Source organism: Pseudarthrobacter sp. lyk4-40-TYG-27 (assembly GCF_030209295.1).
In the GTDB taxonomy this organism is placed as follows: Bacteria; Actinomycetota; Actinomycetes; order Actinomycetales; family Micrococcaceae; genus Arthrobacter.
This window is the reverse complement of the sequence record NZ_JARVSH010000004.1, coordinates 514,019-527,287: the sequence shown is the minus strand read 5'-3', so window position 1 is coordinate 527,287 and position 13,269 is coordinate 514,019. Positions and strand designations below refer to the sequence as shown.

The window sequence follows — 13,269 nt, the reverse complement described above, 5'->3', positions numbered from 1 at the left end:
ATGAACATGCAGAACGCAGCCAAGACTGTTGAAGACCTGATTTCCCGTTCCAACCGCCTCGGCGCGGACAAGCGGAACACCAACTTTGCCGGCGGCAACACCTCCGCCAAAGGCATCGAGAAGGACCCGGTCACGGGCGAGGACGTCCAGCTGTTGTGGGTGAAGGGGTCCGGTGGGGACCTGGGCACGCTGAAGCCACAGAACCTGGCCGTGCTCCGGCTGGACCGGTTGACCGCCCTGAAGAACGTGTACCCGGGCGTTGAGCGTGAAGACGAGATGGTGGCGGCTTTCGATTATTGCCTGCACGGCAAGGGCGGGGCCGCACCGTCGATCGACACGGCGATGCATGGTTTGGTGGACGCCGCCCATGTGGACCACCTGCACCCGGACTCCGGCATCGCCATTGCCACCGCCGTTGACGGGGAAGCACTGACCACCAAGATCTTCGGCAACAAAGTGGTCTGGGTTCCCTGGCGCCGCCCCGGTTTCCAGCTGGGCCTGGACATCGCAGCGATCAAGGACGCCAACCCGCAGGCCATCGGCACCATCCTGGGCGGCCACGGCATCACCGCCTGGGGCGCCACCAGCGAAGAAGCGGAAGCCAATTCCCTGTGGATCATCGACCAGGCCGAAAAGTACATCGCAGAGAACGGCACGGCCGAGCCCTTCGGCGCCAAGCTCCCGGGTTACGGCGCTCTGCCGGAAACCGAACGCCGTGCCAAAGCCGCAGCGTTGGCACCGGTGATCCGCGGCCTGGCCTCCACGGACAAGCCGCAGCTGGGGCACTTCAGCGACGACGCCGTCGTCCTGGACTTCCTCGAAGCCGCCGAGCACCCGCGCCTGGGCGCCCTGGGTACCTCCTGCCCGGACCACTTCCTCCGCACCAAGGTCAAGCCGCTGATCCTGGATCTTCCGGCCGACGCCTCCATCGAGGATTCGATTGCCCGGCTGCAGGAGCTCCACGCCGACTACCGCGAGGACTACCAGGCGTACTACGACCGCCACGCCGATGCCGATTCGCCGGCGCTGCGCGGCGCCGACCCGGCCATCGTGCTGGTGCCCGGCGTGGGGATGTTCTCCTTCGGCGCCAACAAGCAGACCGCCCGGGTTGCCGGCGAGTTCTACATCAATGCCATCAACGTCATGCGCGGCGCCGAGGCCATCTCCACCTACGCACCCATCGAGGAATCCGAGAAGTTCCGGATCGAATACTGGGCGCTGGAGGAAGCCAAGCTGGCCCGGATGCCCAAGCCCAAGTCGCACGCCACCCGCATTGCGCTGGTGACCGGCGCGGCATCCGGGATCGGCAAGGCCATCGCCACCCGCCTCGCCGCGGAAGGCGCGTGCGTGGTCATCGCCGACCTGAACCTGGAGAATGCGCAGAAGGTGGCCGAAGAACTCGGCGGCCCGGACGTTGCCATCGGCGTCCAGGCGGACGTCACGGATGAGGCCCAGGTCGCCGCGGCGATCGACGCCGCCGTCCTGGCCTTCGGCGGCGTGGACCTGGTGGTCAACAACGCCGGACTGTCCATCTCCAAGCCGCTGCTGGAAACCACCGAAAAAGACTGGGACCTGCAGCACAACGTCATGGCCAAGGGCTCCTTCCTGGTGGCCAAGGCCGCCGCGAAGGTCATGATCGCGCAGGGCTTGGGCGGGGACATCATCTACATCTCCTCCAAGAACTCCGTGTTCGCCGGCCCCAACAACATCGCCTACTCCGCCACCAAGGCAGACCAGGCCCACCAGGTCCGGCTCCTCGCGGCCGAACTGGGTGAGCACGGCATCCGCGTCAACGGCATCAACCCCGACGGCGTGGTCCGCGGCTCCGGCATCTTCGCCGGCGGCTGGGGCGCAAAACGCGCGGCGGTCTACGGCGTCGACGAGGAGAAGCTGGGCGAATACTACGCCCAGCGCACACTGCTCAAGCGCGAAGTCCTGCCCGAGCACGTAGCCAACGCGGCCGCCGTCCTCACCAGCAACGAACTGTCCCACACCACCGGCCTGCACATCCCCGTGGACGCCGGAGTGGCCGCAGCCTTCCTGCGATGAGCACGCACGTTCCAGGCGTTGACGGTGCTGGTTCCGGCGCCGGCGTCTTCGCCGCCGTGGACATCGGTGCCTCGTCCGGCCGGGTCATGCTGGGCCGCGTGACTCCCGGCGCCGGGGTGTCGCTGGAGACCGTCCACCGCTTCCCCAACGGAGTGGTGGAGATCGATGGCGGCCTCCGCTGGGACTTCGACGCGTTGTTCGCCGAAGTCCTTGCCGGCCTTAGGGCTGCGGCCACCGTGGCCTCGGCACAGGGGGAAACCATTGCCAGCATCGGTATTGACACCTGGGCCGTGGACTACGGCCTGGTGACCAAGGCCGGCCGGCTGGTGGCGCAGCCATTCAGTTACCGCGACGACCGCAGCCGGGCCGCAGTGGCGCCGGTCCACGCCAAGCTGGACCCCGCGCGCCTCTATGCCACCACGGGGTTGCAGTTCCTGCAGTTCAACACCATCTACCAGTTGGCCGCGGAACAGGACCTCGACGGGCTGCAGGCCCTGCTGATCCCGGACCTGATCGCCTTCCTGCTCACGGGCATCCGCCGGACGGAAGCCACGAATGCCTCCACCACCGGGCTGTTCGACGCCGTGGCAGGGGAGTGGGCCACCGAGTTCTTCGCTCCACTGGGCTTACGGAAGGACCTGTTCCCGCCGCTGATCCAGCCCGGTGAAACTGTCGGCACGCTGCTGCCGGAGATTGCCGCCGCGGTGGGGCTTACCCAGGACACGAAGGTGGTGGCCGTCGGCTCGCATGACACCGCATCCGCCGTCGCCGCGGTCCCTGCGGAGAAGGATGCCTTCGCCTACATTTCCTCCGGCACGTGGTCGCTGGTGGGACTGGAACTGAAGCATCCGGTCCTGACCGAGGCCGGCCGGGAAGCCAACTTCACCAATGAACGCGGGGTGGACGGCACCATCCGGTACCTGCGCAACATGGGCGGGCTCTGGCTGCTCAGCGAATGCCAGCGGACCTGGGCCTTGGAGGGCTTCCGGCCGGAACTGACCGCCCTGCTCACGGCGGCCGCGGCCCTTCCTGCCGGTGGTCCGGAAGTGAACGCCGATGATCCCTACTTCATCGCTCCCGACAACATGCCCGAGCGCATCCGGGCGGCGGTCCGGCGCACCGGTGAGGTCCTGCCCGACGATCCTGCGGCGATCACCCGCTGCATCATGGACAGCCTCGCCAGTGGTTACGCCCGGACCATCACCGCTGCCGAACGCCTTGCCGGCCGTGCCGTGGAAGTGGTCCATGTGGTGGGCGGCGGTTCGCAGAACACCCTGCTCTGCCAGCTCACCGCCAACGCCACCGGACGTCCCGTCATCGCCGGACCCGTGGAAGCCACTGCCCTGGGCAACGTGCTCGTACAGGCCCGCGCGGCCGGGGCAGCCGCGGGCGGGCTGCCGCAGCTGCGCGAAATCATCGCGACGGGAACGAGCCTTCGCCGCTACGAACCCGCGCCCCTGCCCGTGAACGCCGCCAGGAATTGAACCCATGAAGATCGCACTTTTCGCCACCTGCATCGTGGACGCCATGTATCCACGCGCCGCCCAAGCAACGGTGGCGGTCCTTGAACGCCTGGGCCACGAAGTGGTCTTTCCCACGGGGCAGGCCTGCTGCGGGCAGATGCACGTCAACAGCGGCTACCTCAAGGAAGCCCTTCCCGTGGTGGCCAACCACCTGCGGGCCTTCGAATCCGAAGATTACGACGTCGCCGTGGCGCCGTCCGGTTCCTGCGTCGCCTCGGTGAAGCACCAGCACCCCATGGTGGCCCGGCACGCGGGGGACGCCGCCCTGGAACAGCGGGCTGACGCCGTCGGAAAGAAGACCTACGAACTCTCGGAACTCCTGGTGGACGTCCTGGGCGTCACCAACCCGGCGGCGCAGCTGGGCTCTTACTTTCCGCACACCGTGACGTACCACCCGTCCTGCCACGGCATGCGGCTGCTCACGCTGGGTGACCGGCAGGCCGGGCTGCTGCGGGGTGTCAAGGGCCTGGAACTGGTGGACCTGCCGGAAGCGGACCAGTGCTGCGGCTTCGGCGGCACGTTCTCCGTGAAGAATGCCGACGTCTCATCCGCGATGCTGGCGGACAAAACAGCGAACATCCGCAGCACCGGTGCGTCCGTGTGCGCCGGCGGCGACTACTCGTGCCTGATGCACATCGGCGGTGGCCTGTCGCGGCAGGCAGACACCATAGGTACCCTCCACCTGGCGGAAATCCTTGCCAGCACCGAAACGGAACCGGTCGCGGTCCCCGGGCCCGCCGGGCGAACCGTCAAGGTGGTGGCCAAATAATGTCCCGCACCCCGATCGGGATGCCCGGCCTGCGCCCCGGCATCGGCAACCTGTTCGCCGAAGAGAAGTTTCCGTCCGCTGCCCGCCGCGAGCTCGGCAACAGCCAGCTGCGGAAGAACCTGAAGCACGCCACGTCCACCATCCGCGCCAAGCGCCTGGCCGTGACCGGTGAGCTGCCGGACTGGGAGGAACTGCGGGAGGCGGGCAGTGCCTTGAAGACCTCCGTCATGGCCCGGCTGCCGGAACTCCTGGAGGCTTTCGAAGCCAACGTCACCGCCCGCGGCGGAACGGTCCACTGGGCCCGCGACGCCGACGAGGCCAACGCGATCATCCACGGGCTGGTCACCGCCCAAGGTGTGGATGAGGTGGTCAAGGTCAAGTCCATGGCCACCCAGGAAATCGGCATGAACGAGTACCTGGAAGAGCGCGGCATCTCGGCGTTAGAGACCGACCTTGCCGAGCTCATCGTCCAGCTGGGCCACGACAAGCCCAGCCACATCCTGGTCCCCGCGATCCACAAGAACCGCACTGAGGTCCGCGACATCTTCCTCCAGGAAATGCCCGGCGTCGATCCCGGCCTCACGGACGAACCCCGCCGGCTGGCCATGGCCGCCCGCGCCCACCTGCGGGCCAAGTTCCTCACCGCGAAGGTGGCAGTCTCCGGCGCCAACTTCGGCATCGCCGACTCCGGCACGCTGGGTGTGGTGGAGTCCGAGGGCAACGGCCGGATGTGCCTGACCCTCCCCGAAACCCTGATCACGGTCATGGGCATCGAGAAGCTGCTTCCCACGTTCTCCGACCTGGAAGTCTTCCTCCAGCTGCTGCCGCGCTCCTCCACCGGCGAGCGGATGAACCCGTACACCTCGCTGTGGACCGGCGTGACCGAGGGCGATGGTCCGTCGAATTTCCACGTGATCCTGCTGGACAACGGCCGCACCAACGCCCTGGCCGATGAGATGGGACGCTCCGCGCTCCACTGCATCCGCTGCAGCGCCTGCATCAACGTCTGCCCGGTCTACGAGCGGGCCGGCGGCCACGCCTACGGCTCCACGTACCCTGGCCCCATCGGCGCCATCCTGTCGCCGCTGATGACCGGCATCGAGGCGGAAGAGAACGGCTCGTTGCCGTATGCGTCCTCGCTGTGCGGCGCCTGCTACGACGCCTGTCCGGTGAAGATCAACATCCCGGACATCCTGGTCCACCTGCGCGGCAAGGACGTGGACGCCCACCGCGGCGGCCTGCCGTCCCAGATGGACGTGGGACTCAAGGCCGCCTCTTGGGCGCTCTCCGGCGGACGCCGCCTGGCCGCCGTCGAAAAGCTCCTGCCCCTGGGCCGGGCCGCCGCCGGACGGGACAAGAAGATCAAGAAGCTGCCCGGCCTCGCCGCCGGCTGGACCCAGAGCCGGGACATCCCGGCGCCCCCGGCGCAGTCCTTCCGTGACTGGTGGGCCAAGGAGCACAAGAGACCATGAGCACCCGGGAACAGATCCTTGCGGCCGTCCGCACCGCACTCAAGGACGCCCCCGCCGTCCCGGACATCCCCCGGAAGTACCGGCTGGACGGGGAGGCCGACGCGCAGCAGCGCATCGACGTCCTGGTGGACCGGTTGGAGGACTACAAGGCCGGAGTCACCGTGGTGGACGAAGACGCAGTCCCCGCCACCATCCGGGACCTCCTCGCCGGGGCCGGCTCCTACGTGGTTCCCGCCGGCCTGGACCCGGCCTGGCTGGCCTGGGAGACAGACACCAGCAGGATCAGGTACGACGGCGGCGCGCACGGAGCGAGGTCCGTCACCGAGCTCGACGCAACAGACGCCGTGGTGACCGCCAGTGCGGTGACCGTGGCGGAATCCGGGACCATCATCCTGGACGGCAGCCCGGACCAGGGCCGCCGCGCCATCTCGCTCATCCCGGACCACCACGTCTGCGTGGTGCGCAGCCGGGACGTCACCGCGATCCTGCCCGAAGCGCTCCGCCGCCTGGACGGAACAAAGCCCCTCACCATGATCAGCGGACCGAGCGCAACCTCGGACATCGAGCTTGAACGCGTCGAAGGCGTCCACGGGCCCCGGCGGCTGGATGTCGTCATCATCCGGTGAAGCTGAAGTAGGCTGCAACCAGGCCGCCAACCACCCCTGACAGAACGGACAACGATGCCCCTCTTCGACCTGCCCCTGGCCCAGCTGCGCAGCTACACTTCCGACGTCACGCCGCCGGAGGACCTGGGCGCGTTTTGGGACGCCACCCTCGAAGAAGCCAGGGCCTTCCCCTTGAACGCCGCGTTCGAACCGGTGGAGAACCACCTGACGGTCATCGACACTTTCGACGTCACCTTTTCCGGCTACGGCGGGGCGCCGGTCAAGGGCTGGCTGCACCTGCCCGCCGCCCGGGAAGACGGCACCAGGCTGCCCGTGGTGGTGCACTACGTGGGCTATTCGGGCGGCCGGGGCCTGGTCAACCAGGACACCCGCTGGGCCCAGGCCGGCTACGCGCATTTCATCATGGACACCCGCGGCCAGGGGTACGGCGGCACCCTGGGGGACACTCCGGACCCGCACCCCTCCGCCGGGGACGTAGCGCACGCGGGCCTGATGACCCGGGGCCTGGCGAAGCGCGAGGACTACTACTACCGGCGCGTCTACGTGGACGCCTTCCGCGCCGTGGAGGCAGCCCAGGCCCACCCCGCCGTCGATCCAGCCAAAGTGGTCCTCGCCGGAGTCAGCCAGGGCGGCGGCATCGTGGTGGCCACGGCGGGCCTCACTGCGGGACGGCTCGACGGCGTCATCGCCGCCCTTCCCGACGTCCCCTTCCTGCAGGACTTCCCCCGCGCCATCGACATCACCCCGCGCGGGCCCTACCCGGAGATCGCCCAGTTCCTGGCGCGCCACCGCGACCGGTACCAGCACGCACTCGGGGTCCTGAACTACTTCGACGGCGTCAACCTGGCCCGGTACGCCACGGCACCGGCGCTCTACTCAGTGGCCCAGATGGACGACATCTGCCCGCCGTCCACGGTCTTCGCCAGCTTCAACGCCTACGGCTCCGGGACGTCCGGGGCATCCTCCACCGGGGCGGCCAAGGAGATCGAGGTGTACCGGTTCAACAACCATGAAGGCGGCCAGGAACACCACTGGATCCGGCAGCTGCAGTACCTGCGCAAGCTCCTGGGGTAGGCCGGCGCGGGAATGTGACGGACGATGATTTTGCGGCGGCGGACGGCCGGGCTTATGGTCTTTTCCATGACTAACCGTTGGTATGCGTATTTTTCGTTGGCTCTGGAGGGGCCCGCGTCTAACTGACACGCATCCAGCATTCCTTCAGAGCCAACAGGGCAGAGATCATTCTCTGCCCTTCGCCGTTTCTCCGGCGGGTTCTGAAATCCGGGCCCGCTTCCCATCTGGAACAGGACCCGAACATGAGCACCGCAACAGCAGCAGCCGCCAACGCCGGCACCACATCCACCTCGAACCTGCGCGTCAGCGAATTCACCGCGCTGCCCACCCCTTCCGGGCTCCTCGCCGAACTGCCCCTTGACGCCCGGGCGGCTGACGTCGTCGAACGCGGACGCGACCAGGTCCGGGCCATCATGGACGGCGTGGACGACCGCCTGCTGGTCATCGTGGGCCCATGCTCCATCCACGACCCCAAAGCCGGCCTGGAGTACGCCCGCCGGCTGGTCAGCCAAGCTGAAAAGCACAAGGAAGACCTGCTGGTGGTCATGCGGACCTACTTCGAAAAGCCCCGCACCACCGTCGGCTGGAAGGGCCTGATCAACGACCCCCGGCTGGATGGCAGCCACGACATGGTCACCGGGCTGCGCACCGCCAGGCAGTTCCTGCAGCAGGTGACCGCGCTGGGGCTGCCCACCGCCACCGAATTCCTGGAGCCGATCAGCCCGCAATACATGGCGGACCTGATTTCCTGGGGTGCCATCGGCGCCCGCACTACCGAAAGCCAGATCCACCGGCAGCTGGCCTCCGGCCTGTCCATGCCCATCGGCTTCAAGAACGGGACCGACGGCGGCCTGCAGGTGGCGATCGACGCGTGCGGCGCCGCAGCGGCGGCGCAGGCGTTCCTGGGGATCGACGGCGACGGCCGGGCGGCACTGGTGGCCACAGCCGGGAACCCGGATACCCACGTCATCCTCCGCGGCGGACGCAAGGGCCCCAACTACTCAGCCGCCGACGTCGAACGGGCCTCCGGGGAGCTGGCCGGAAAGGGCCTGAACCCGCGCCTGGTGGTTGACGCCAGCCACGCCAACAGCGGCAAGAGCCATCACCGCCAGGCCGAGGTGGCGCTGGAGATCGGTGCCCAGCTTGAAGACGGGGGCGCCGCGGCGCAGGCGATCGCCGGGGTGATGCTGGAAAGCTTCCTGGTGGGCGGCGCCCAGAACCTGGACGTTGCCGAGCATGCGGCCGGCCGCTCCGAACTCGTGTACGGCCAGAGCGTCACTGATGCCTGCATGGACTGGGACGTTTCCGCCTCCGTGCTGGAGCAGTTGGCTGCCTCGGCGCGGAAGCGCCGGCAGGCGAAATAGTGGCTTTACCTACTTTCACATCTGCCACATGAACATCTAGAGTATCTATTTAGGTGATTGGTGGATGGCTCAGCATCGGAACACCGCATTGGCACGTACCTGGGGTCACTGTTGTCCATCCGTCAGCAAAGGAAAATAGGGAAATGTCGGCAGAACAGAACTTCTCCAACGCGAAGTTCCTGACCGTGGCTGAAGTTGCCGAGGTCATGCGCGTCTCTAAAATGACTGTTTACCGGCTGGTCCACTCCGGCGAAATGCCGGCGGTGCGGTTCGGCCGCTCCTACCGGGTACCTGAGAATGCCGTGGAGCAGTACCTCAAGGGTGCCGTGGTGGACGGTCACTCCGAGACAGCCTAAGGCAGCTTGTCCCAAGCCGCCTCCGATAGGCGGTACCCTGTTAAGGAACGTTTTACGTCATTGTAAGAATCTGTCAGTTGTCCAGTTCGTAGCTCTGTCCACGAACCATTTCCATCAGACAGGTACTGCATCTAGTTTGTAAGGAACTTTCGTGGGTTCAGTTATTAAGAAGCGTCGCAAGCGTATGGCCAAGAAGAAGCACCGCAAGCTGCTTCGCAAGACTCGTCACCAGCGCCGCAACAAGAAGTAGCAATACTTCGAACAGCGTGGAGAACGCCCGTCGCCTGCAAGGCGGCGGGCGTTTTTTCGTGCGCTGGAGGGTACGGTGCGGGAACCTGCAGGCGGGGAAGGCAGACTCGCGGGATATCCAGACGCGCGTGAAAGCTGGCTACAGGCGCGGGCCGCGCATCCGGGCGAAGCCCTTCCACAGCCCGTAGATGGCGCCGCCAAAGGTTGCCACCTTAAGCCCGAAGGTGGCGGCGCGGCGGCCGGCACGGAAATCGTAGACCGGCCAGTTACGGTCGCGGGCGTGCCGGCGGAGCTTGGCATCGGGGTTGATGGCCACGGGGTGGCCTACCAGGGAAAGCAGCGGGACATCGTTATAGGAGTCGCTGTACGCCCAGCAGCGCTTCAGGTCCAGGTCCTCCTCGTCGGCGATGGCCTGGACAGCCACGGCCTTGGCCGAGCCATGCAGGATATCGCCCACCAAACGGCCGGTGTACATTCCGTCGGAGACTTCCCCGACCGTGCCGAGGGCGCCGGTCAGGCCCAGGCGGGTGGAAATGACCGTGGCAACTTCGATGGGCGTGGCCGTGACCAGCCACACCCGGCGGCCCACGCGCAGGTGCTGCTCGGCCAGGGCCTTGGCACCCGGCCAGATCCGGGAGGCGATCATTTCGTCATAGACCTCTTCGCCCAACGCCCGGATATCGTCAACGCTGATGCCCACAGCCAGGGTCAGGGCCGAGTCCCGGACGGCGTGGACATCATCCATGTTTTCACCGCGGGCCACAAACTTGAACTGTTTCCAGGCCATACCAGCCGCCTGCCTCAGGGTGAACGCCCCGCGCTGGTGCATTTTCCGGGCCACATGGAAGAGGCTGGCGCCGCGCATCAAGGTGTTGTCCACGTCGAAAAACGCCGCTTCACCGGGCTGCGGCGCAGTGACGGGCCGCGTGACTACGGCGACGTATTTCTCCTCGGGCATGGACTCGAGTCTAGTCAATAGGCCGGCCCGCCGCCGTCGGCGTCGCCGGCATGCCGCGAACGGCGATACCGTTAAGCCATGGCTACCCCCCGCGTCGTCCTGGTCACCAAAGCTGACTGCCACCTTTGCGAAGAGGCGCGCGACGCCGTCGGCCGGGTTACCGCCTCGTTGGGACTGACCTGGGCCGAAGAGTCGGTGGACCACCAGCCCGAGCTGCGCGAACGCTATGCCGAGGAAATCCCGGTGGTCCTGGTGGACGGGGTCCAGCGCGACTTTTGGAAGATTGACGAAGCCCGCCTGGAACGCGTGCTGCAGCGCGCCATGGCCCGGTAGGGGGAGGCCAATGACGTCCTTGGAACCAACGTCCCAGCCTGTCCCGGACATTCCGGGCGCCACCGGTGCGCCGGCCAAGCAGATCCCGCCCGCGGCGGTGGCCCGGCTGACCCTGTACCTCCGTGCCTTGAACACCTTGCTGGCGGAGGGCGTCGAGCGGGTCTCGTCCGAGTCATTGGCGGAGGCCTCCGGCGTCAGTTCCTCGACGCTGCGCAAGGACCTGTCCCATGTGGGGTCCTACGGCACCAGGGGAGTGGGCTACGAGGTGCAGTACCTCAGCCGCCATATCGCAGCGGCCCTTGGCCTCACGCACGACTGGAAAGTCGCGATCGTCGGCGCCGGAAACCTGGGCAAGGCCCTGGCCCGGTACGGCGGCTTCGAATCCCGTGGGTTCGACGTCGTGGCGATCTTCGACGCCGACCAGATGGTGGTGGGCAACGAGGTGGGCTGGCTGCGGGTCAGCGACGTGGCAGACCTTGAAACCGTCCTGCACCGCACCGGAGCCAACATGGTGGTGCTGGCGCTGCCGGCGGCGGTGGCCCAAGGCATCTGCGACCGCGTGGTGGCCGCAGGCGTGCACAGCGTCCTGAGCTTCGCGCCTGTGATGCTCCAGGTCCCCGAAGGCGTGAACCTCCGCAAGGTGGACATGGCCACCGAGCTGCAGATCCTGGCCTACCACGCCCAGCGGGCACAAGCGCCGGGCCAGACCGCGTAAGGACCACCGGATAAAAGAAAACGGCCCGGGACGCTGCGAGGCGTCCCGGGCCGTTTTCGGTGGTGTGGCAGGCTGCTACCGGCCGTAGGGGTTTCCGAAGCCGCCGGCATACGGGTTGCCGAACTGCTGCTTCCGGAAGTACGGGGCGGCCGCGGGAAGGTAGAGCAGCACAATGGCCGCGATGCCCAGGACCGTGCCGACGGTGGCGAACGACGGAACCCCGAAGAGGCCCAGCACCGACAGGGCCGCCAGCACCGTCCCCAGGATGCGTGCCCAGTTCTTGCCCTTGCGGACGAAGAATGCCACCAGCAGGTACAGTCCGGCCCCGATGATGGCGAAGACCACCAGGGTTCCGGCGATGACGCCCTTGATGTCGTCGTACGTGATGCCCGCGTCGCTGGCCTTGACCTGCTGGTCAAAGGCCTGCCGGAATGCCGGATCATCAAGCTGGGTCAACCCGGTGAGCAGGGAGATGACGAAGATCACGGCGGCTGCGATCAGCATCCAAAAGGAAATGTTGACCAGTTGCGGGATGCCGGTGCTTGCCGCCGGCTGCGGCTGCTCCGACGGGTACTGGCCGTAGGGGGACTGGCCGTAGGGCTGCTGTCCATAGGGCTGCTGCTGTCCGTAGCCCGGAGCCTGCGGCGGGTTCTGCCCGTACTGGGGGGCGTTCTGCCCGTACTGGGGCGGGTTCTGGCCATACTGCGGAGCGTTTTGCCCGTACTGCGGTGCTGCCGGCGGCTGCGAACCAGGTGCGTTCTGTCCGTATTGCGGTGCGTTCTGCCCGTACTGCGGTGCTGCCGGCGGCTGCGAACCAGGTGCGTTCTGCCCGTACTGCGGGGCGTTTTGTCCGTAGCGGGGCTGTTCGCCGGCCGGCTGGCCGTTGCCTGGCTGGTCGTTTCCGGATGGCGGATCGTGCGGCACGGGAGGCGGGACGGGAGGAGTACTCATGGGCGTTCCTTTTGCAGGTCGGGATCCGGGCGGGCTGCCGGGAATCGGTCCTGTGCCGCCCCCAGCATGGCTTAGGTCCACCGTACCCCCGGCAGCCCTGGTTGTGCGTGATTCCGCAGGGCTGTTCCCCGTGCGACGGGCCTTAAACGCGGCACCCCGGCACCAGGCGAAATGCCTGCTGCCGGGGTGGGCCGGAGCGGAATCAGGCTGCGGGAGCGATGAAGGCGAGCTCCAGGTTGATGGCAACCTTGTCGCTGACCAGCACGCCGCCGGTCTCCAGGACGGCGTTCCAGGTCAGGCCGAAATCCTTGCGGCTGATGGTGGTCTCCGCGGAGACGCCTGCGCGGGTGTTGCCGAACGGGTCAACGGCCACGCCGTTGAACTCGGTCTCCAGGGTTACCGGGCGGGTGACGCCCTTGATGGTGAGGTCACCGCTGAGCTCGTAGCTGTTGCCCTTTGCCACCAGGCCGTTGGAGACGAAGGAGATCTCCGGGAACTTCTCCACGTCGAAGAAGTCCTCGCCCTTGACGTGGCCGTCGCGGTTGGCGTCGCCGGAGTCGAAGCTGGCGGTCTTGATGGTGGCGTTGATCTTTGAGTCGGCCACATCCTCGACGAGGTCAAGCGTCGCGGCGGCTTCGGTGAACTGGCCGCGGACCTTGCTGATGCCGGCGTGACGGACGGTGAAGCCGATCTCGCTGTGGGAGTTGTCCAGGGTCCAGGTGCCGGTGGTGACGTCTGCGGGAAGTGCCATGATGATGCTCCTTGTTCGTAATGCCTGTTGGGGTCATGCAGTTGAACCTTCATCGGTTGAAGCCTCAACTAACTTGCTG

General features: G+C 67.0%; 14 protein-coding genes. 11 read left to right on the top strand and 3 right to left on the bottom strand.

The annotated features are described in order from the left end of the window. The first annotated feature begins 6 nt into the window (after positions 1-6). From QRM96_RS10225 to QRM96_RS10185, 9 genes are all read left to right on the top strand, one after another. Entirely contained in the window at positions 7-2,049 is a 2,043-nt protein-coding gene (locus QRM96_RS10225; RefSeq protein WP_166651662.1) for a bifunctional aldolase/short-chain dehydrogenase, read from the top strand. Next, positions 2,046-3,533: a rhamnulokinase gene (locus QRM96_RS10220; protein WP_109045195.1), complete on the top strand. Its 1,488-nt coding sequence runs from the start codon at positions 2,046-2,048 to the stop codon at positions 3,531-3,533. The genes QRM96_RS10225 and QRM96_RS10220 overlap by 4 nt, the downstream gene beginning before the upstream one ends. A gap of 4 nt (positions 3,534-3,537) precedes the next feature. Beyond that, entirely contained in the window at positions 3,538-4,341 is an 804-nt protein-coding gene (locus QRM96_RS10215; protein WP_285319535.1) for a (Fe-S)-binding protein, read from the top strand. Beyond that, a complete protein-coding gene (locus QRM96_RS10210; protein ID WP_285319533.1) occupies positions 4,341-5,813 on the top strand; it encodes a LutB/LldF family L-lactate oxidation iron-sulfur protein in 1,473 nt (490 codons plus the stop codon). The genes QRM96_RS10215 and QRM96_RS10210 overlap by 1 nt, the downstream gene beginning before the upstream one ends. Beyond that, positions 5,810-6,439 (top strand): LutC/YkgG family protein, encoded by a 630-nt coding sequence (locus QRM96_RS10205; protein ID WP_018761780.1) that lies wholly within the window; start codon positions 5,810-5,812, stop codon positions 6,437-6,439. The genes QRM96_RS10210 and QRM96_RS10205 overlap by 4 nt, the downstream gene beginning before the upstream one ends. 54 nt (positions 6,440-6,493) lie before the next feature. Beyond that, a complete protein-coding gene (locus QRM96_RS10200) occupies positions 6,494-7,513 on the top strand; it encodes an acetylxylan esterase (RefSeq protein ID WP_109045198.1) in 1,020 nt (339 codons plus the stop codon). Positions 7,514-7,755: 242 nt separating this feature from the next. Then, entirely contained in the window at positions 7,756-8,877 is a 1,122-nt protein-coding gene (locus tag QRM96_RS10195) for a 3-deoxy-7-phosphoheptulonate synthase (RefSeq protein WP_109045199.1), read from the top strand. A 143-nt stretch (positions 8,878-9,020) separates the two neighbouring features. Beyond that, positions 9,021-9,233, top strand: coding sequence for a helix-turn-helix domain-containing protein (locus tag QRM96_RS10190; RefSeq protein ID WP_018761777.1), 213 nt, complete (start codon positions 9,021-9,023; stop codon positions 9,231-9,233). A gap of 151 nt (positions 9,234-9,384) precedes the next feature. Beyond that, on the top strand, positions 9,385-9,483 hold the full coding sequence (locus QRM96_RS10185) for a 30S ribosomal protein bS22 (RefSeq protein WP_003792170.1): 99 nt from the start codon (positions 9,385-9,387) through the stop codon (positions 9,481-9,483). Between the two features lie 138 nt (positions 9,484-9,621). Here QRM96_RS10185 and QRM96_RS10180 read toward each other — a convergent pair whose 3' ends face one another. Then, positions 9,622-10,440 (bottom strand): HAD family hydrolase, encoded by an 819-nt coding sequence (locus tag QRM96_RS10180; RefSeq protein WP_018761776.1) that lies wholly within the window; start codon positions 10,438-10,440, stop codon positions 9,622-9,624. Positions 10,441-10,518: 78 nt separating this feature from the next. Between QRM96_RS10180 and QRM96_RS10175 the strand changes: the two genes are divergently transcribed. Both QRM96_RS10175 and QRM96_RS10170 read left to right on the top strand, forming a co-directional pair. Then, positions 10,519-10,773, top strand: a complete 255-nt coding sequence (locus tag QRM96_RS10175) for a glutaredoxin family protein (RefSeq protein ID WP_109045200.1) — start codon at positions 10,519-10,521, stop codon at positions 10,771-10,773. 10 nt (positions 10,774-10,783) lie between these two features. After that, entirely contained in the window at positions 10,784-11,488 is a 705-nt protein-coding gene (locus QRM96_RS10170; RefSeq protein ID WP_109045201.1) for a redox-sensing transcriptional repressor Rex, read from the top strand. A 75-nt stretch (positions 11,489-11,563) separates the two neighbouring features. Here the strand turns inward: QRM96_RS10170 and QRM96_RS10165 are convergent, their stop codons facing one another. Continuing rightward, positions 11,564-12,439, bottom strand: coding sequence for a hypothetical protein (locus QRM96_RS10165; protein WP_285319529.1), 876 nt, complete (start codon positions 12,437-12,439; stop codon positions 11,564-11,566). A 202-nt stretch (positions 12,440-12,641) separates the two neighbouring features. Further along, the gene (locus QRM96_RS10160) at positions 12,642-13,190 is read right to left on the bottom strand and encodes a YceI family protein (RefSeq protein ID WP_109045203.1); all 549 of its coding nucleotides are present in this window, start codon (positions 13,188-13,190) and stop codon (positions 12,642-12,644) included. Between the last annotated feature and the right edge of the window lie 79 nt (positions 13,191-13,269).